General features: G+C 53.7%; 15 protein-coding genes and 1 pseudogene. 5 read left to right on the top strand and 11 right to left on the bottom strand.

Annotation, left to right across the window (positions count from 1 at the left end; all coding sequences use genetic code 11):
- Nucleotides 1–4: 4 nt before the first annotated feature.
- The 5 genes from L0M99_RS03045 to L0M99_RS03065 form a co-directional block, all read right to left on the bottom strand.
- The gene (locus L0M99_RS03045) at nucleotides 5–997 is read right to left on the bottom strand and encodes a hypothetical protein (RefSeq protein WP_238127706.1); all 993 of its coding nucleotides are present in this window, start codon (nucleotides 995–997) and stop codon (nucleotides 5–7) included.
- A complete protein-coding gene (locus tag L0M99_RS03050; protein ID WP_238127707.1) occupies nucleotides 997–2,085 on the bottom strand; it encodes a GNAT family N-acetyltransferase in 1,089 nt (362 codons plus the stop codon). The genes L0M99_RS03045 and L0M99_RS03050 overlap by 1 nt, the downstream gene beginning before the upstream one ends.
- A 40-nt stretch (nucleotides 2,086–2,125) precedes the next feature.
- Entirely contained in the window at nucleotides 2,126–4,252 is a 2,127-nt protein-coding gene (locus L0M99_RS03055) for a DNA gyrase/topoisomerase IV subunit B (protein WP_238127708.1), read from the bottom strand.
- 177 nt (nucleotides 4,253–4,429) lie between these two features.
- Nucleotides 4,430–4,663 (bottom strand): DUF7455 domain-containing protein, encoded by a 234-nt coding sequence (locus L0M99_RS03060; protein ID WP_022864010.1) that lies wholly within the window; start codon nucleotides 4,661–4,663, stop codon nucleotides 4,430–4,432.
- A gap of 126 nt (nucleotides 4,664–4,789) precedes the next feature.
- Nucleotides 4,790–6,658, bottom strand: a complete 1,869-nt coding sequence (locus L0M99_RS03065; RefSeq protein WP_238127709.1) for an RNA polymerase sigma factor — start codon at nucleotides 6,656–6,658, stop codon at nucleotides 4,790–4,792.
- A 136-nt stretch (nucleotides 6,659–6,794) separates the two neighbouring features.
- Between L0M99_RS03065 and L0M99_RS03070 the strand changes: the two genes are divergently transcribed.
- Entirely contained in the window at nucleotides 6,795–7,865 is a 1,071-nt protein-coding gene (locus L0M99_RS03070) for a polyprenyl synthetase family protein (protein ID WP_238127710.1), read from the top strand.
- 10 nt (nucleotides 7,866–7,875) lie between these two features.
- Here the strand turns inward: L0M99_RS03070 and L0M99_RS03075 are convergent, their stop codons facing one another.
- Complete coding sequence (locus tag L0M99_RS03075) at nucleotides 7,876–8,217, bottom strand: Rv2175c family DNA-binding protein (protein ID WP_024059139.1); 342 nt, start codon at nucleotides 8,215–8,217, stop codon at nucleotides 7,876–7,878.
- 84 nt (nucleotides 8,218–8,301) lie between these two features.
- On the opposite strand from L0M99_RS03075, the gene pknB reads away from it, so the two are divergent.
- Nucleotides 8,302–10,413 (top strand): Stk1 family PASTA domain-containing Ser/Thr kinase, encoded by a 2,112-nt coding sequence (gene pknB / locus L0M99_RS03080; protein ID WP_238127711.1) that lies wholly within the window; start codon nucleotides 8,302–8,304, stop codon nucleotides 10,411–10,413.
- A 73-nt stretch (nucleotides 10,414–10,486) separates the two neighbouring features.
- Here the strand turns inward: pknB and L0M99_RS03085 are convergent, their stop codons facing one another.
- The 3 genes from L0M99_RS03085 to L0M99_RS03095 all read right to left on the bottom strand — a co-directional run bounded on the left by L0M99_RS03085 (nucleotide 10,487) and on the right by L0M99_RS03095 (nucleotide 14,424).
- Nucleotides 10,487–11,884, bottom strand: coding sequence for a class II 3-deoxy-7-phosphoheptulonate synthase (locus L0M99_RS03085; protein ID WP_238127712.1), 1,398 nt, complete (start codon nucleotides 11,882–11,884; stop codon nucleotides 10,487–10,489).
- 277 nt (nucleotides 11,885–12,161) lie between these two features.
- Complete coding sequence (locus tag L0M99_RS03090) at nucleotides 12,162–13,373, bottom strand: pyrophosphate--fructose-6-phosphate 1-phosphotransferase (protein WP_238127713.1); 1,212 nt, start codon at nucleotides 13,371–13,373, stop codon at nucleotides 12,162–12,164.
- A gap of 226 nt (nucleotides 13,374–13,599) precedes the next feature.
- The gene (locus L0M99_RS03095; RefSeq protein WP_238127714.1) at nucleotides 13,600–14,424 is read right to left on the bottom strand and encodes a lysophospholipid acyltransferase family protein; all 825 of its coding nucleotides are present in this window, start codon (nucleotides 14,422–14,424) and stop codon (nucleotides 13,600–13,602) included.
- A 62-nt stretch (nucleotides 14,425–14,486) separates the two neighbouring features.
- On the opposite strand from L0M99_RS03095, the gene L0M99_RS03100 reads away from it, so the two are divergent.
- Complete coding sequence (locus tag L0M99_RS03100) at nucleotides 14,487–14,888, top strand: hypothetical protein (RefSeq protein WP_238127715.1); 402 nt, start codon at nucleotides 14,487–14,489, stop codon at nucleotides 14,886–14,888.
- On the top strand, nucleotides 14,885–16,696 hold the full coding sequence (locus L0M99_RS03105) for a DEDD exonuclease domain-containing protein (protein WP_238127716.1): 1,812 nt from the start codon (nucleotides 14,885–14,887) through the stop codon (nucleotides 16,694–16,696). Before L0M99_RS03100 ends, L0M99_RS03105 begins: the two co-directional genes overlap by 4 nt.
- Before the next feature lie 41 nt (nucleotides 16,697–16,737).
- Here L0M99_RS03105 and L0M99_RS03110 read toward each other — a convergent pair whose 3' ends face one another.
- Nucleotides 16,738–17,124: a response regulator gene (locus L0M99_RS03110; protein WP_024059146.1), complete on the bottom strand. Its 387-nt coding sequence runs from the start codon at nucleotides 17,122–17,124 to the stop codon at nucleotides 16,738–16,740.
- Nucleotides 17,125–17,385: 261 nt separating this feature from the next.
- Here L0M99_RS03110 and L0M99_RS03115 point away from each other — a divergent pair, with 261 nt between their 5' ends.
- Nucleotides 17,386–18,012, top strand: a complete 627-nt coding sequence (locus L0M99_RS03115; protein ID WP_238127717.1) for a superoxide dismutase — start codon at nucleotides 17,386–17,388, stop codon at nucleotides 18,010–18,012.
- A gap of 442 nt (nucleotides 18,013–18,454) precedes the next feature.
- On the opposite strand, the pseudogene L0M99_RS03120 reads toward L0M99_RS03115, so the two are convergent.
- Nucleotides 18,455–19,110: pseudogene (locus L0M99_RS03120) on the bottom strand (hypothetical protein); the annotation flags it as partial.

Here is a 19,110-nt window from a genome sequence, read left to right on the forward strand (position 1 = left end):
AGAGCTAGACACTATCCTTCGAGGCAGGAGTCTCGATTGCGTATTGGGTGGAAGTGCCGATAACTTTAAAGCCGGCCTCTAAAAATAGATGCCGAGTGGCGGGGTCGGCGGTCTCCGGCAGTAGTGCCCCAACAGTAGCGAATCCTTGTTTTTTAAAGCCCGTCAGCACCGCCGCGATTAACGATTTTAGAATCGCTTCGTTTTCCCACCCCGGAAGGAGTCCTAACAAATCAATATAGCCTTGACGATTCCCTACTGCGGTCCAATCTTGCCGATAGATAGAGGACAGTACGAAGCCAGCAATCTCGGAACGATCAGTGCTTTTATCTAGCGCCACGAAAGAGCAATTCGGGGTGAATGCTCCACGGCGGGTAGTCCAATCCTCTGAAGTGTATCCCGCCCCGGCTTTCCGCTTTTCCAAAATCCGGTTGACAGCTTGCCGCAACAGGTCATCGAGTTCTTTATCCCAGGTGACAATCTGGAACGGGTGAGCCAGGCTCGGTATTTCAATCGGCCCGGACAGATCCCGAGATACATCCACGAAGGAATCGGTTTGCGTATAACCGGCATCTACCAGTAAATGCGACAGTTCCGGGGCGATATCTTCCACATAAAATAGGGCGCGTCCGGGACGGGAATGGTCTAACAAGGCTCGTGCCTGATCTCGTTGCCAGGAAATGGAGGCGCGTCCAAGTCCTTGACCGCGGTAGCGCGGATCTACCCCGCCCTCACAAACCACTTCGTTTAACAGCAGCCGGGGACGCACCTGCGCATAGGCAACCAGGTTATTTTCCGGATCGAAGGCGCCGATAGTGCGCCAGCTGGAGGGCGCCGCAAAAAAATCTTCTACTTCAGAAATTGCGGTTCGAAAGGGCGGATTGTCGAACTCTTCGATCCGGTGAATCAGACTTCCTACTTCTGCCACGTTATCGGGAGCAAGTTTGCGCCAGGAAAAGCTTCCGCTGCCTGTCGGCAATGACCATGCGGGTATTTCCATTACAGCTCCACCGTATAGATCATGCGGGCTCCAGCTAACTGAAAATCACAAGCGGTACACACCTGGGACAGATCACCAAGTTTCGGATAGTTATCCTCGGCAAAGACTTGTTTATAACCCGAATCCGCGCAAGCTAAGAGCACTTGAGAAAGTACCTGTTTAAGTACCGCAAAATCGGCGCCGTGACTGTCGGCATTCCGGCGATCATCACCAAAAATGTCAACTGCTACTGCCGGAATTATTTGTTCGGATACTCCCTCAGATTCTAGGCAGCTGCTTTGGCAAAGATTGCGGTAAACCACCAGACAATAGGCCAGTACCCGCCCGGAACTCATCGAGATAGCCGCAAAAGATAGATCGGGCGCCAGGTTCGCTACTACCCGCCCCCACCAGCGGGAAGCATCTCCTTTCGCGGCATAAAGCCGGGCAGAATTCGCTACATGTAGGGCTTTTACTTCTTCCCATTGATCAGGAGAAAGACGACGGGCAGAAACTATCCGAACGTCCTTAATAGGGAACTTTACGGGCAGCTTAGTCAGGGTTGCAGGATCTAATTGGTGAGAAAACACTTTAATCGTACGCTGCGCCGAGAACCCGGCCGCAGCATAGAGCATCCGGCGGTCTCCGGCGCGTTCATCAACCACGTTTCGGATTTGGGCGGGACGTTCATAGTCTTCGCCAAAGTATCCCAGCATCAATTCTCGAGCCCGCACATCTTGCCAGGCAAGTAAGGCTCTGCCGATTCCGCGTCCTCGCCAATGCTCGGCAGTGACCGCGAATAGGTCGGCGCGGGCATAGGTTTTTTCATCTGGCTGCAGGGTGACTGACCCGAAAGCCGCCAGGTTGCCGCGGGAATCTAATCCAATCAGACAGTCTTGCAGTTCCGGGTGACTTAGTGCCTGGGTTAGGCGGGTGATCTCGTCCTCGGAAGTAGGGCGCGCCGGATGGGAGTGCTGTTCGGTTAAGTGAATCAGTTCCCGGATTCTCCAAGAGTCAGTTTCACGCGAGCGTCGCCAATATAGCCCCAGGTGCACCGGGGGTACCGGGGCAGCTGGCAGGCTCCCTAGCCTTTCGCGCAGAGTTGACATGTTTTTATCTTATCGGGGGTCCAGCGGCAAACCGAAACTGTTACGCATCAATCTGTTCTGCCGCTAGTTCGTCGGCACCGGCCACGATAAACTCCCGTCGCGGCGCCACCGTAGATCCCATGAGGAGTTCGAAAATATTCTCAGCTTGTTGCAGCGCGGCTTCATCGGCAAAAGTTATTTGGCGCAGCATCCGTTTACCACGCTGCATGGTAGTTTCCGCTAGCTGGGAAGCATCCATCTCGCCTAGGCCTTTATAGCGCTGGATGGGTTCTTTATATTTGCGTCCGCTCTTGGCGAGGGCGCGCAGGCGCTGATGCAGCTCGTCCTCGGAATAGGTATAGATAATTTCTTTCTTTTTCCGCCCTTGAGCTGGGATTTCGATCCGGTGCAAGGGAGGCACTGCCGCGTAGACCCGCCCAGCCGCGATTAGGGGGCGCATATAGCGGAAGAACAGGGTAAGCAGCAGAGTACGAATGTGAGCGCCATCCACATCAGCATCGGTCATCATAATGATTTTGCCGTACCTTGCCGAGTCCAAGTCGAAGCTGCGTCCCGAACCGGCCCCGATCACTTGAATAATCGCTGCACATTCGGCGTTAGACAGCATATCGGAGGTAGAAGCTTTTTGGGTGTTGAGAATTTTTCCGCGAATTGGCAGTAGCGCTTGGAAATCCGCGGAGCGTGCCTGTTTGGCGGTACCTAGCGCCGAGTCGCCCTCCACGATAAATAGTTCGCAGTCCTCAACTTTATTGGAACGGCAATCCGCGAGTTTTGCCGGCAGCGAGGAGGTTTCCAGAGCATTTTTACGCCGGGAAATCTCTTTTTGATGCCGCGCGCTTACCCGCGCCCGCATCTCCCCCACTACCTTTTCCATCAGGGCAAATACTTGCTGTTTATCATCGCGCTTAGAGGAAGAAAACTTTTTTTCCAGCCACTGGGTGACTGCACTGGAGACCGCCTGGCGCACCTGGGGAGTACCGAGGACTTCCTTGGTTTGCCCCTCGAACTGGGGTTCGGGCAGCCGCACGGTGACCACCGCGGTCAGCCCCGCCATTACGTCCTCTTTCTCAATTCGGATCTTGGCTTCTTTTTGGGTGAGTTTTAGGCGTTTCGATTTCTTATTTTTGTCGATCTGGCTGCGCAGGACGCGCACCAGCGCATTTTCGAATCCCATTATGTGGGTGCCACCCATGGGGGTGGCCACAATGTTAACGAAGGAGCGCTCCACGGTGTCGTAACCGTTACCCCAACGCAGCGCGATATCAATATCGCAGGTGCGTTCGACTTCGACCGGGCGTAGATGCCCAGTCGTCTGGTCTAACTGTTGCACAGTTTCGCTGTAGGTGCGCTGGTCGCGGATACACCAGGTGTCTACGATTGCCTGGTCGGGGGCGAGGAATTCGACGAAGTCTTCGGTTCCGCCCTCGGCTTTGAAAGATTCTGCTAACGGCTCTTCCGGGCGTTCATCGCGGCAAATAATAGTTAGTCCCGGCACGAGGAAAGCGGTTTGGCGGGCGCGTTCTAACAGGTGTTCCCAAGAGAATCCGGTGGACGCGGTTTTGGGGAAGATCTGGAAATCTGCCCAAAAACGCACCCGGGTTCCGGTCTTTTTCTTGGGCGCTTTCCCTACTACTTTCAGTTTGGATTCTTTGGTAAAGGGTTTAAAGGGCGAGGTAGGGGTGCGGGATTCGCTGTCGTCAAACTCTCCGGGTTCCCCACGCAGGAAAGACATTTGATAGGTTTTCCCGCCTCGATCTACCTGCACATCTAGGCGGGCAGAAAGGGCGTTAACTACCGAGGCGCCTACCCCGTGTAGGCCGCCAGCTGCCCCATAGGAGCCGGTGCCGAACTTTCCGCCCGCGTGCAGCTTGGTGTAGACGACCTCCACCCCGGATAGTCCCACCCCGGGGACTTCGTCCACGGGGATACCGCGGCCATTGTCTGCTACTGAAACCGAATGGTCATCGCCGATCGTGACCTCGATCTGGTCACAGTAGCCTTCGAGGGCTTCATCGACTGAGTTGTCGATAATTTCCCACAGGCAGTGCATCAACCCGCGGTGATCGGTGGATCCGATATACATTCCGGGACGCTTGCGAACTGCGTCCAGTCCTTCTAGTACCGACAGGTGCCGGGCGGTGTAATCCGATTTCGTATTAGTAGCCACCCCCCTAGTTTACGGGTTGCCGCTTTTAGGGTGGCAAGTGGCTTTCCGAGGGCGAGTGATTGTGAGGGACTCCCCGCAGAGCTGCCAGGGAATAATCTAAGATTTTAGAGTTGCGATTTTAGCTCCGGCTAAATACCAAGCATTTTTCTTTCTTCGTTCCATTGGCAAATCCGCACCCTAGCGGGCGCGAGAAAGTGAAGTCAGAGGCGCGTTTTCGGCCTCCTCTAAATGCAGCTGCGAAGTGTTATCCACGATTTCGGCACCACTAGCGCGCAAAGCCGGCACTAGAGCATGGGCGTGATGGGCGCAGAAAAACAGATTGCCGGCCTCCAGGCGGGCAAGAACCCACGCCTGCGCTCCGCAGGTATCGCAACGATCAGTCGCGTCAAAAACATAGGTTTGCTCACTCATGTCTTCATTGTCTACTGCGCACTTAAGGAAGTCACGCCCACCGCGCTTCCTTTCGCGTCTGGCAAAACTAAACCGCCGTCCTTGGCTTAGCAAGGACGGCGGAAAGTTCAAAGTGTGGCAGCGACCCTAATCCAGGTAGTCGCGGAGCACCTGGCTACGGGAGGGGTGACGCAACTTCGACATAGTTTTGGATTCAATCTGGCGGATACGTTCACGAGTCACCCCATAAACTTTGCCGATCTCATCTAAGGTTTTCGCCTGGCCATCGCCGAGACCGAAACGCATCGACACTACCCCGGCTTCGCGCTCAGAAAGCGTGTCGAGGACGCGGCGCAACTGTTCTTGCAACAGGGTGAAGCTGACCGCATCGGCAGGTACTACTGCCTCCGAGTCTTCAATCAGATCCCCGAATTCGCTATCGCCGTCCTCACCCAGAGGAGTATGCAATGAAATCGGTTCTCGACCATACTTTTGGACTTCCACCACTTTTTCCGGCGTCATGTCCAGCTCTTTAGCGAGTTCTTCGGGAGTAGGTTCGCGCCCCAAATCCTGCAGCATCTGCCGCTGGACCCGTGCCAGCTTGTTGATTACCTCTACCATGTGGACAGGAATCCGGATAGTGCGCGCCTGATCGGCCATCGCGCGGGTAATCGCCTGACGAATCCACCAGGTGGCGTAAGTAGAGAACTTATAACCCTTGGTGTAATCGAACTTTTCAACTGCCCGAATCAACCCCAGGTTGCCTTCCTGAATCAGATCCAAGAACAACATTCCCCGGCCGGTATAGCGTTTCGCCAGCGACACCACTAGCCGCAAGTTGGCTTCTAACAGGTGATTCTTGGCATGTTGACCGTCAATAGCCAAAGAGTGCAAGTCTCGGCGCATCTTAGAAGTCAGATTTTCCGATTCCGTTTCTAACTGATGCTGGGCATAGAGCCCTGCCTCAATCCGCCGCGCCAAGTCCACCTCTTCGGCAGCGTTTAGCAGCGCGACCTTACCGATCTGTTTTAAGTAGTCCTTAACCGGATCGGCCGTAGCGCCCGCGACCGTGACTCGTTGCGCCGGTTCATCGGTTTCATCAGAATCAGAAACCGTGAAGGAATTGCCTTTCTTTTGCCCCTTGGCATTGGCTTTTGCCTGGGCAATTGCCTTATTTAAGCCTTCGATGGCGTTGGCCGGAGCATCTTCCTCTTCGTCCTCGTCATCGTCCTCTTCGGGTTCACGATCCTCACCATGCTTTTCATCATCTTCATCGTCCTCGTCATCATCAAGCTCCGATTCGAGGTCGATTTCTTCTTCATCGTTTAAATCTTCATCACCCGGCTCTACCGCGTCTTCGTCAACTTCGTCGACTTCGGCGGGATTCTCTAGCAGCTCTTGCTCTTCTTCTAGTGCTTCGACTTCAGCTTTTTTACCCCGAGTAGTGGTTTTCTTCGGGCTAGTCTTCTTTGCCGCGGTGGTTTTACTGGCCGCAGCGCTTTTCTTAGCGGTAGTTTTCTTCGCTGCCGTGGTCTTCTTGGCTGCAGCCGCCTGTTTGGTAGCACTGGTTTTGCTAGCGGCACTAGTTTTCTTAGTAGCTTTCTTAGCCGTACTAGCTTTACTGCCCGCAGTCTTTTTGGCAGCAGTCTTCTTGGTAGCGGTCTTTGGCGCTGCCGTCTTTTTAGTAGCAGTAGCTGTCTTGGCGCTACTAGCCTTAGTGGAAGCCGCTTTCTTGGCAGCAGTAGTCTTGCTGGCGGCAGCCTTCTTTGCGGGCGCCTTGGCGGAAGTAGTCTTTTTTGCCGCTGCCGTCTTCTTGGCGTCGCTAGCCTTGCTGGTAGCCGCTTTCTTGGCAGCAGTAGTCTTACTGGCTACCGCGGTCTTCTTCGCGGTAGTAGCTTTCTTAGCAGTGCTTTTAGCGGTCTTCTTGGCAGCAGATTTCCCGGCGGTAGCAACCTTGGTAGTAGCTTTCGAGGGAGTTTTCGCGCTAGATTCAGATTGAGCAGGTTGAGGAGTCACAGCGACCTTTCCTGATTTCTAAACGATTTCATAGAGAATGCTCAATAATTATAATTCAATACCACACTTTCTAGCACAAATCTAGAGGATTTTTCGCGGCTAGAGGAGAACCGATAAGGAAAGAGAGTAACCAGCGATGCCCAGCGCTCAAGAGTTTCCCACTCAAATCGATGAACTATTACAGCAGGCGTGGCAAGCCGGGGTATCCCGTTGGCAGGATCTGGCGGGAATAGCAGAGCTATTTGAGGTAGGACTGACAGCTCTTGAGGGAGGAAAACGTACCCGGGCGCGCCTAGCCTACACTGGCTGGAAAGCGATAAGAGCCAGCACCGCTACCCCACCAAAACCCGTGCTCGACCTGGGGGTAGCCCTCGAAATCTACCAGGCTAGCGCCCTCGTCCATGACGACATTATTGACAACTCTGTCTTGCGCCGCGGCAAAGATGCCGCCCATATCAGTTTCACGAAAAGGCATTTAGCTGCCCAACGCCCAGGCGACCACCAAGAATATGGGCGGCTAGCGGCAATCCTATTAGGAGATCTCCTGCTGGCAGTGGCTGACCAGTGTGCTTTCGAAGCCGCTGCTACCTGCAAAGATCCGGACGCATTCTTCGCTAACTGGACGGAAATGACCCGCGAGGTTGCCGCCGGACAGTATCTCGACTTGCGCCTAGAAACCGACGAGCTTGACCCCGCCCATGCGCGCGAACAGATTTTAACGGTTATTCGCCACAAATCCGGACGCTACTCGGTGGCGCACCCGCTCACTCTGGGAGCGCGCCTGGCAGGAGCTGGCCCAGAGCAAATAAAAACACTCTTCGCGATCGGGGAATACTGGGGAATCGCTTTCCAACTATGTGACGATGAACTCGGCGTTTTTGGCGATCCCAGCCGAACAGGCAAACCCGCAGGTGGCGACATAACCGAAGGTAAGAAGACGGTGTTATGGTCCCTAGCAGAGCAGCTCCTGGGTGAGGAAGCGCGCGCGAACTTACATCAAGTTTTCGGTAACCGCGCCGCCACCGCAGAACAGATCTTGGCAGTAACTGACGCCCTAAATAACCAAGGGGTGAGGGACCAGCACCGCCAATTAATCGCCGACTATGCCGCTAAAGGTGACGCCCTGGTAGCTAGCGGCGAGTTTGATGATGCGGGACGAGAGGCTCTGCTAAGTCTGGGACGCGCCCTAGTGGAACGCGAGTCCTAAAGCTAGGAGCCTAAATCGCCTGCATAGCAGCTACCGCGTTAACTTTGCTGTGGCTGCCGGCACGCAATAGGTCAATAGGACGCTGCCCATCCAATAGGGGTTGAGCCGCCAGGACCCACTCGGTTGCCTCTTGAACAGTAAAGCCGCCGTCTAACAAAGTGAGCATGGTTCCTGGCAGACGTTCCACGAGAGTCCACCCCTCGGGGGTCTCCAGGAGCGACTCCACTACCACCTGCAATTTTCCTTGCTCATCCGGGAGGGCGAGCAAACGATGCTCATTGAGGAGCCGGTGCGCACGGGTAACTTTTACCCCCAGGCGCTCGGCGGCTTGCGCGAAACTAATCGTATCCATGCTCTTAGCCTATCCGAGAAGGCAAGCCGGCTCCTATCCGCGCCGCTTACCGGTAAAAGCGTCGCTGCCCGCTAGGATTGCCTTATGAGAAACGATCCGGAAGCCAGCTCTCACGCTAGCGAGACCCCACAGGATTCGTCTATCTCCCGTGCAGAGGGCGAGACCACAAGCCAGATTCCGGAAATAAGCCACAGCGGCACAGACGAAGACCATATGTTAAAACGCCTGATCGATGGGCGCTATCGGATAGTGAAAATTATTGATACCGGCGGGATGGCTAGCGTTTACCGGGCTCACGATGAACGCTTAGGGCGAGATGTGGCGTTAAAAATGATGCACCCGCACTTAGCGAATACTGCCTCCCTGGTGGAACGGTTTGAAGCGGAAGCTAGGTCGGCGGCTCGCCTCATGCATCCGGCGATTGTGCAGATTTTTGATCAGGGAACTTGGCGGCGCCGCCCCTACCTGGTGATGGAGTTTATTAATGGCTCCAACTTACGTCAACTACTAACTAAAGAGGGCACCTTACCGCTAGGGCGCGCCCTAGAAATCACAGAACAAGTGCTACAGGCACTGCAAGCAGCCCACGAAATGCAGATTATTCATCGGGATATTAAACCGGAGAACATTCTGCTGACTCCTTCCGGGCAGGTAAAAGTGGCAGATTTTGGGCTCGCCCACGCGGTTAACCAAGCCACCGGCACCACTACCGGATCGGTGATGGGAACGGTCACCTACCTGGCGCCAGAACTTATCTCTGAAACTACTTCAGATGCCCGCTGCGACGTGTATTCAGTGGGAATCATGACCTATGAACTGATTAGCGGACTGCCCCCCTTCCAAGGCGATACTGCGATTCGGACTGCCTGGCAACACGTGAGCGAGGACGTACCGCCGCTGTCAGCGACGGTAACTTGGATTCCTAGCGAAGTTGATGATCTAATAGCGGCGCTGACCGCGCGCAACGCTAAGGATCGCCCTGTTGACGCGGGAGCTGCCCTGCAGCTGGTTAAGGCGGTTATAGATTGTCTTAGCCCCGAGTTGCAAGGGCGCCGCGCTGAGCGCCCCGCGAGTGCGACTTCAGAACAAGAAACTGAACGTACCCCGCTAGGAAAAGGGGGCACTGCCCGGCTACCGGTCTTGCCGGTGGCTTCTCCGCAACTTCCGGCGGCTCCGATTCGCCCTGCCCACCTAGACTCACCCGCAGATACTTCTTCCGCGCCGGCTCCCTCTGATCCGGAAGAATCACTAACCGTGGTCGAAACCGCGCCAGCTCCCTCAACCCCTAAGGATCCTACTGGGCGGAGTAAGAAGAAACGTTGGATAGCAGCAGTTATCACCGGGGTTTTAGTGATCGCCGCGGCCTTAGCTGGCTGGTATTTCACTTTGGGACCGGGAGGGCGCGTAGCGGTGCCTAACGTGGCAGGCAAAACCGCGGTTCAAGCGCGGGAGGTGCTGGTAAAAGCCCAGTTTAAAGTGAACACCCAGCGGGAATATTCCGACACTGTCGCTGCCGGTAAGGCTACGCGCACCAACCCTAAGGCCGGCCAAAAAGCCAAGAAGAATTCGCAGGTAGACCTGTATATTTCTCGGGGTATTGAATATGTGAAGGTGCCGGATCTTGCGGGCAAGGAGGGAGCTGAAGCGGGGAAGCTTCTCAAAGCGGCAAAGCTAAAGATCGCTGAAAGTAGCGAAGAGTATTCCGATGAAGTAGAGAAAGGGAAAATCATTGCTACCGCCCCGGAGACAGGCACCAGCCTCCGCCACCATAGCGGGGTGAAGGTAATCGTTTCCAAAGGTAAAGAGCCGATCACGCTCCCAGATTTCGCAGGCAAGAGCGAAGAAGAAGTCACGAAAACCTTAAGTGACCTCAAATTGAAGCTGGAGAAAACTACCGAGTTTTCGGATTCGGTTCCGCGCGGGCAAATCATCGGGCAAGAACCGGCAGCGGGAACTACCGTGTACCATGGCGACCAGGTAAAAGTCCGGGTTTCACAAGGACCTGAAATGGTTGAGGTACCTAACGTGACCGCGCTTAATATGGGACAAGCCAAAAAGAAATTAACCGATCTCGGGTTCCAGGTACAGGTGCAAAAACAGTTGCTGGGGATTGCTCCCAACCGGGTTTATTCTCAATCCCCCGGTGGGGGCACCAAACTAAAACACGGCTCCACGGTTACTTTGACCTACGTTTAAGCCGACCTTGCCCGAGGACGCCCTAGCGAGAGGAAGCGGTTGGGAGACACGTGCGGGCGCGAACCCGGCGGTCTTATACCGTGTATCCCCAGGGCTCTAACGGCGCGCGCAGGGGATTCCCTAAAGTGTCGTGGCGTTTTTGTAGCATTTCTGCCACTTGGAATGCCAGTTCCAGCGATTGCTGGTGATTAAGCCGGGGGTCTACCAGGGTTTCGTAGCGATTCTTCAAAGAATCCTCGGTCAGGTGTTCGCTGCCTCCGATCACTTCGGTAACGTCATCTCCGGTCAGCTCCACGTGGATTCCGCCCGGGATCGTACCCGCTTCTTGATGTGCGGTAAAGAAATTAGCTACTTCTTGCAGAATCTGTTCAAAACTTCGAGTTTTATAGCCAGAAGAGGAGCTAATAGTGTTGCCATGCATGGGATCACACATCCAGGTAACCGGACGTCCGTCACGCATTTGTGCCTCTAAAAGTGCGGGTAATGCCGACTCTAATTCGTGCGAACCCATGCGAGAGATAAAGGAAAGGCGCCCTGGTTCACCGTTGGGATTGAGTTTATCTTGCAGACGCACTAAATCATCTCCACTGACGTTGGGGCCGATTTTTACCCCGATCGGATTGGCGACTTGCGATAGTTGCTCCACATGAGCCCCATCTATCTGGCGGGTACGCTCCCCGATCCAAAGGAAATGCGCTGAAGTGTCATACAGTTCGCCAGTACGCGAATCTACCCGGGTCATCGCTTGTTCGTATTCTAAAAGCAAAGATTCGTGGGCACTATAAAAATCTACGGTACGCAGCTCATCGGCGTTGACACCTGCGGCATCCATAAAAGAAATTGCTCGGTCAATATCAGAGGCTAGCGCGTCAAAGCGTTTATAGGCTGGGTTAGAGATAAAACCCCGGTTCCATTCATGAACTCGATGCAGGTCGGCATAACCACCTTGGGTAAATGCCCTAATCAAGTTCAGAGTAGTTCCCGAACGCGTATAGGTATCTAGCAGGCGTGCCGGGTCTGGCGTGCGTGCCTCGGGGGTGAACTCAAAGGAGTTAACCGCATCCCCGCGGTAGGACGGCAGGGTTACTCCGTCGCGGGTTTCGGTATCGCTAGAGCGAGGTTTGGCGTATTGACCAGCCATTCTCCCCATTTTTACGATCGGCAAGGATGCTCCGTAGGTGAGCACGATCGCCATTTGCAAAATGGTTTGGATTTTCAGCCGGACTCGATTCGCGGTTGATTCGGCGAAAGTTTCCGCGCAGTCCCCACCGGTAAGTACAAAAGCTTTGCCCCGGCTGGCTTGCCCGAGCAGTTCTTTCAGAGCGTCTACCTCGCCCGCAAACACCAAAGGAGGACGAGTACACAGGTCAGCCAATTTTTCTTGCAGCTGTTCCTGGTCTGGGTAGTTGGGCTGTTGGTTTGCCGGGCAATCCCGCCATGAATTCAGAGCTCTAGTTGTTTTCTCGTCCACGAAATCCACCCTAGTAAGTTTTAGATTTTAAGACGAATAAGTCCGTAAACCGAACTTATTCCCCCAGGGAAGTGTATTCCCTAGTTTTTGTTGTTTCCTGCCCGTTATGGCAGTCGGTGCTCAGTTAATAGTGGTTACCCGCCAGCTAAATCTGTCACCAAAAACTTCTTTGGCTCTCGCTGCTGGCCAGCAGCGAGAGCCAAAGAATTTAAAGCACCAGAACTAGCAGTGCCAACTCGCTTTAAAAGTCAAGTGAGCTAATAACACTAACTAAACCTTAGGCAGGACGTACTTCCTGCCCGATTTCCTTCATCATTTCCTGGAACCAGGAGGCAGTAATATCGAAGGCTTTACCGCCCTTGATCCGCGAGAAGGCAATCGAGCTCAAAACATCACCGTTCTCTTCATCATGACCAATCAAGCCCGGTTTACCCTCTAGGGCACACTGCACCGCGTAATCGGTCATCGACTTGATCAGGCGCAAATCTTCTGCGCCCGCCGCGGAAGCGCGCGAGAAGTAACCCGATTTTTGCACCATAACCTTTTCCGCTCCAATCCGCTCGGCAAATTGGCGAGCGAACCACTGACCGGGGTTAATCTTGTCTAGCTGTACGTGTCCGAAGGGATCACGCGGAACTGTCTCACCTGCCTGTTCCATCTGCTCCACGATTTCGCTTACCCCAGCGCCCTCAGATAGGAAGATGTTTACGTTACCAACCTCATCCATTACTTTGCGTAGCCGGGTAGCCTCGCCCTCGATATCAATATGAGCCTCAGGCACAAAAATGGCGTGAATATCGCGTGATTCGCGAGTGAGCCCCATAGAGGGCAGCCATTCTTTCTTGTCTAGCAGCTTGCGGTAAGAACGAGCAGTAGCAGCCGTCAAATAACCACAATTACGACCCATTACTTCGTGAATAATCAGTTCCCGCGGGTTGGACTGGCATTCCCCGATTACGTGCTCAGCAAATAACGCTCCGTTATCGGCAGCGGTCCAAGCACCCAGGGATTGACGGATCGGGATGATGTCGTTATCAATAGTCTTCGGCAGACCGACCACGGTCAACTCGTAGTCGTGTTCATGCAGATACTGCGCCAAATCTGCGGCGGTGGTGTTAGTGTCATCCCCACCGATCGTGTGCAGCACATCTACCCCATCCTCTACCAGGCGATTAGCTGCGAATTCCAAGGGATTAACTCCCTCTTTAACCAGACCACGCTTGACCAGATCCTCAGTATTAGTGAGTTTTACCCGCGAGTTACCAATCGGGGAACCACCATATTGATGCAACAGACCAGCATTTTTACGTGCGTATTCGTCTACCACAATGAAGTTCTTAGACAGTAGCCCGTGATAGCCATGCTTATAGGCAATGATTTCAACTTCCGGGGCCAGCTCGGTATAACGTTCGATCAACCCACCAACCGCTGATGAGAGACAGGGCGCGAATCCGCCCGCAGTTAGCAGTGCCACACGTTTAATCGTCATATTTCCTCCAAAAGAGTTGTTTGGCCATTATCGGCTCCGTCAGCTAATAGTCTAGTCGATAAGGCGCACCCGGCTCTAGGACGCAAAGCGCTTCACTCATTTGAGCATGAAAAGAGGCAGGGCGCGTCAGATTAGGTGGCACCCGTAAACCGCTAGTAGTTCTCCAACTGGGGACGAAGCTAGCTACGCTTTTGTTAAAACTGCTTCTTTTGAGCGCTGAAACTGTTTACTGATCCGCGGCGGGGGCAGAGTCGGTTTTATCCTCTTCTGATGCGTTATCTTCCGGTGGCTCTGGCACCTCGGTTTGGGGAGCCTGCCGACCCCCGGGAGCCTGCACCTTCGATTCGGTGGACACAGCGTCCTCATCATCCTTCTTGGAAGCGAGCGCCTTTTTCACATCAGCAGCATACAGATCCACGTATTCTTGCCCCGATAGGCTCATCAAGGAATACATAATCTCGTCAGTAATTGCCCGCAACACATAACGGTCATCTTCCATACCCTGATAGCGAGAAAAGTCCAGAGGATCACCGATAACTACCCCGATGCGATGTAGACGCGGAATCCGAGTACCAATCGGCTGAGCAATATTAGTTCCAATCATGGCCACCGGAATCACCGGTGCACCCGAGCGTAGCGACAGCCGCGCCACCCCGGTTTTACCGCGATAAAGCCGGCCATCGGGGCTGCGGGTACCCTCCGGATAGATCCCAAACAGTTCCCCGGATTGTAAGCGCGCTAATCCTTTTTGCAGGGCGGCCTGGGATTTCTTCCCCCCGGAACGGTCAATAGGGATCGTGCCCACCTGAGTCATAAACCACTTCACAAAGGCACCTTTTAGACCTTTACCGGTGAAATAGTCGGCTTTGCCCACGAAAACTACTTCGCGGTCAATCATGAGCGGTAAAAAGAAAGAATCAATCACCGCAAGATGATTCGAGGCCAGAATCGCCGCCCCGGTCTCGGGAATATTCTCGGCTCCTTTGATCCAGGGGCGGTAAAGAACCTTTAGAATCGGCCCCAGGATTACTTTCAGCATCCGGTAAAACACGTAAGCTTCCTTCCCGCCCGGGCTAACTAGCCGATCCCTAAAGACCGACTAGACTAACGACTATGAAACTCCCCAAGAAGTGGGGGGCGCACCGCCGCCGCAACCCAAGTCAACGTCGCGTAGATGATGAATTTTTGGATATTACATCTAGGTTAGATGATACCGGTATTTTCGCGCCTGGACCGCGAGATTACGAATTAGCTGAGCCAAATGACCAGTTTCAACCCCCGAAGCTGCCTGCCAACCCCCGCCTACGCGGCGGGGTGCGCCTCTTAGTGATCACCGTCATAGTGTTGATAGCCTGGGTAGCCACCTATATCGCGGGAGTTGACCTACCAGGTTGGCTCCACGCCCTCGGATTCTTAGATTTAACTTTATTTTGCGGCTTGCTGATATATCTGCGCCCCAAAGGACGCAGCGCTTTAACCAACAAATGGGATGACGATGATGGGGCGAGGGTGTGAACCCCCAGTTCTTCGATCCTCCCTCCCGGGCGCTACGGAAACACTTAAGCACCTTGGTTCCTACCTGCGGCGAGATTGCCCCGCAAGGAGAGTTTTCACAATTAGGAACCCCTTTATCGGATTGCTGTTTTCTAGTAGTGGATCTAGAAACCACCGGCATGGGGGCAGGCGCTGAAATCACCGAAATAGCTGCGGCGCGTTACTATCAGCGGCGCCTATGCGGAACTTTTCGTTCGCTAGTGCAAACCCGTCGTCCGATTCCTCCCAAAATCGTGGCGCTGACCGGGATCACCAACTCAATGGTGCTTGCCGCCGACCCGCTAGAAGAGGTTTTTTCGCGTTTCCTGGCATTTTGGAGGGCGGATCACCCCGACTCTCCCCCGGTAAACGCCCTGGTGGCGCATAACGCGAGTTTCGATACCGGATTCTTGCGCCGCGCTGCTGAGCAGTTAGACGATCCCCTTCCAGATGCCCTCACCGTCGACACCTTGGCTATTGCCCGACTACTCCTGCCGCGTCCCTTCGTCGCCAATCACCGCCTAGCTACTCTCGCCAGCTATTTTGGAGCCGATAAACCCACCCACCGTGCCCTAGACGATGTGCTCGCCACCGTGACCGTACTGCAAGGGCTACTAGATCTGGGAGCAGGAGCCGGGCTTACCCACACCCAGGATTTTCGAGTTTTACAAAAAGTCCCCCGGCAGATCCGGGCAAAACGGGTGCTGGGAGCCGACCTGCCTGCGCGTCCGGGAGTCTATATTTTTGAGGACGCCGAGAGAAAACCGCTCTACGTAGGCTCGGCTTCCAATCTGCGAACGCGAGTAGGCAGTTACACCACTCTCAGCGAAAAACGCCGGCAGATGCGGGAGATGCTTGCCGCCGCTCGCCATATTCAACATATTTGTTTTCCCCACGTCCTCTTGGCGCGCCTAAAAGAACTAGAGCTGATCGCCCGGCTTAACCCTCCTTTCAACCGTGCCAGCACCCGCCCGGATAAATACTGGTTACTGGAACTAACTTATGAAGATTTTCCGCGCCTGAAACTCTCCAAACGGGTAGAGCGAAAAAATGCCTCCCGAACCTTCGGACCTTTCACTACCCGAAAAAGCGTCGAAAGAGTCCGCCGGGTACTGTCGCAGCAATGGAATCTGCGCACCTGTACCCAGGTGATTTCTCCGGGTGATCCTGCGAATTCCTGCTATTTAGAACAGTTGGGAACCTGCCGTGCTCCCTGCCGGGTGCAAAGACAAGAAAGCTACCGTCAACACTGCCAGCTGATTGCCACCAATAGAGCCAAAGCTGAGCAAGAGGCGGTAACTAGCTTGCTAGAAAAAGTTCAGGACTTAGCGGACAGGCAAGAATTCGAGCAAGCCGCCGTAGTTCGCGAACAACTTTCCGCCCTGTTGCGGGCAGAAGCCGAACGAGAACTACTATCCCCGCTACTGGCGGCGGAAAAACTTATTTTTGCCCTGCCGGCGTCCTCTGGCGGCTGGGTTTACCTCGCCCTCGCCTATGGAAAAATAGTAGGAACTGCTTTTACCTGTGCCAATGCTCCAAAAATTGCGGTAGAGAAAACTGTTGCTACTTTGGCGGAAATTTTCCCGGTTACTGCCCCGCGCTTCCTCGCCCAAGGGATCCTCTGGGAACAGCTGCATATTTTAGCGCAGCAGCTTTACCAGCCCGGGACCCGAATTGTACAAATATCGGATTCCGCGGAACTGGTATGCCCGGTGTCGGGAATGCTAGCCCGCACTCAGCTGCGACAAAAACTAGCGCAAGCCCAAAAACCGTTTTCTTTCCGGCGCTAAAGCTATGCGGGAAACTATTTATTACTAGCTGTCCAGCTTGCTTAACGCAGCGCCGCAGCGACAGCTTCTTGCAGCTTAAGTGGGGTCAGGGGACGCTCAACTGATTTGGCGCCTGCCCAACCTACCAGCCATTCGTCTTGCTGGCGAGCAGTCAAAACCAAGATAGGGGGAAGATCATTTTCCTCCTCATGCAGGGTTTTCGCGACCGAAATACCTGAGATCTTAGTAGCTTCCCCGTCCAGGATTAGCAGATCATAGCGATTGTTATGCACTTTATCTCGCGTAATAGTAGCGGTAGCGGTCTCATCCCAAGTTATTTTTGGTAGATCCGCGGCCGGCTTGATTCCCACGGAATTGATTACTTGCTGCCGCACCTCACGGTCATCGCTATATAACAAAATCTGCAGATTATTTTCCGCTTCCGCCATGTTCGTCTTCCTTAAGTAAACACTTGCAAGTACTTTTGGCTCTCATTGTAACCGACTATTACGCTCTTGCGGACTTAGAGCATGAATAGGACGCCATTTGGGGAAAATCCCCAGCAATGCGCCACCTGAAAATCGGTTTTAAGCTGCCAGCTTATTTCCTGGGGCTGCAATTATAGGACTTAGCACCTAAACTAGGTGGGGACAGCGCCCAGCCGGAGGGAGGCTAGGCGGACCCGAAAACTACAAAGGAGATCCATTTTTATGGAGAAGTATACGCTTCCGGAACTGCCCTACGACTATGCCGCTTTAGAGCCGCACATTTCTGCCAAGATCATGGAACTACACCATGACAAGCACCACAACACCTATGTGAACGGGGCAAATGCCGCCCTAGAAAAACTAGCAGCCGCTCGTGAAGCCGGCGATCTGGCAGCAGTCAATCAGTTTTCGAAAGATTTAGCTTTCAACCTGGGCGGACACACTAACCACTCGGTTTTCTGGACCAATATGGGACCTGACTGCGGAGGGGAACCCGAAGGCGAACTAGCTGCCGCCATCACCGAAAACTTCGGTTCCTTTGAAGCTTTCAAGAAGCATTTCACGGCCGCCGCCACCGGTCTCCAAGGCTCCGGCTGGGCAGTCCTGGCCTGGGACTCTATTTCTTCCCGCCTTGTCATTTTCCAGCTCTTCGATCAGCAAGGAAACGTACCTGTCGGGGTAACTCCGCTGCTGATGCTGGATATGTGGGAACACGCTTTCTACCTGGACTACCAGAACGTGAAAGCCGACTATGTAAAGGCCTGGTGGAACGTAGTTAACTGGGAAAACGTTGCTGCTCGTTTCGAAAACGCTGAAAAGAACTTTAAGTCCCTAATCAACCTGGCCTAGTTTTCTATTCCTAAAAGATACGTGGGAGAGCGATTTCCCCTCCTGCCCAAAAATTCGGGAAGCGCCCAGGCGCTTCCCGAATTTTTATGCCCACCGCACCTACTCGGGAAAACCGCTCCCCCACGTAACTATGAGTTCCCGGATCGGTGTCTAGCGGGGAAAAGTTTTATCCGAGCAGACAGACTTTACATCAAATGCCCTTAACTTCGGATACCCGACTGCAGCATATTAAACCGATAAGGCTTTAAGGGCATAAGATTTTGGAAAACGTCGCTACGTTTTCCAAAATCTTGGGCAGGAGGAAAAATTTTTTCCCCGCGCCAAGAGTTTCATAGACAAGGAGAAAAGCTGTTATCCCGTGTAGGATAAAAGCCAGATTTGATCGCTAAAAAACCGGGTTAATACCCAAAATGTGTGTATTTTTCGGGCGTGTCGGGGTGGTTTAGTGGCCTGCCCAGCCTTTGCGGATGTGTAGGGATCCGTCTTGGTATTTGGGGTTGTAGTCGATGGCGCTGTCGTATTGGGGCGGGGCGGTCGGGTCTGGTTGTGTTCGAGCCAGTTTTTCTGGGTGTTGGTGTTTGTGCTGGTTGGTTAGGTATTTTATAGGGTTGGCTGGGTCTGTGGATTTTTGGTTGATTAGCCATTGGATGGCTTGTTTCATGTGGGGCTCGGATAGGCCGCGGTGGGTGTTGAGTAGGCGGCGGATGGGGGCGTTGATTGCTCCCTCTAGCTGGTTGGTTGTGTGGTGAATGTTTTTGTTAGCGAATTCGGGCTCTAGATAGGTGAATAGGTGCTGGTTTCGGGAAAGTCTTTCTAAGCGTTTGTAGGCGCGTCTTAGGCGTTCGTGTGTCCACCACCAGTGGGTTTTACTGTTGGGGTCTGTGCTGTAGGTTTTCTCGTTGATGAATCCTTGGTAGAGCTGGTGCCACTGGTTTAGCAATCTAATCCAGTTGGCGGCTTCTTGAGGGGTTTTGATGGTTAATAACTGCTTTGTAAGGGCTAGTAGTGAAGCGTCCCAGGTTTTGTTCCTAGGTTTTTTTGATTTTTTGAGAGGATTAGGGATATGTCTAAGAGGTATTCTCAGGATTTTAAGGATCG

Source organism: Varibaculum cambriense, from assembly GCF_022133705.1.
GTDB lineage: Bacteria > Actinomycetota > Actinomycetes > Actinomycetales > Actinomycetaceae > Varibaculum > Varibaculum cambriense_A.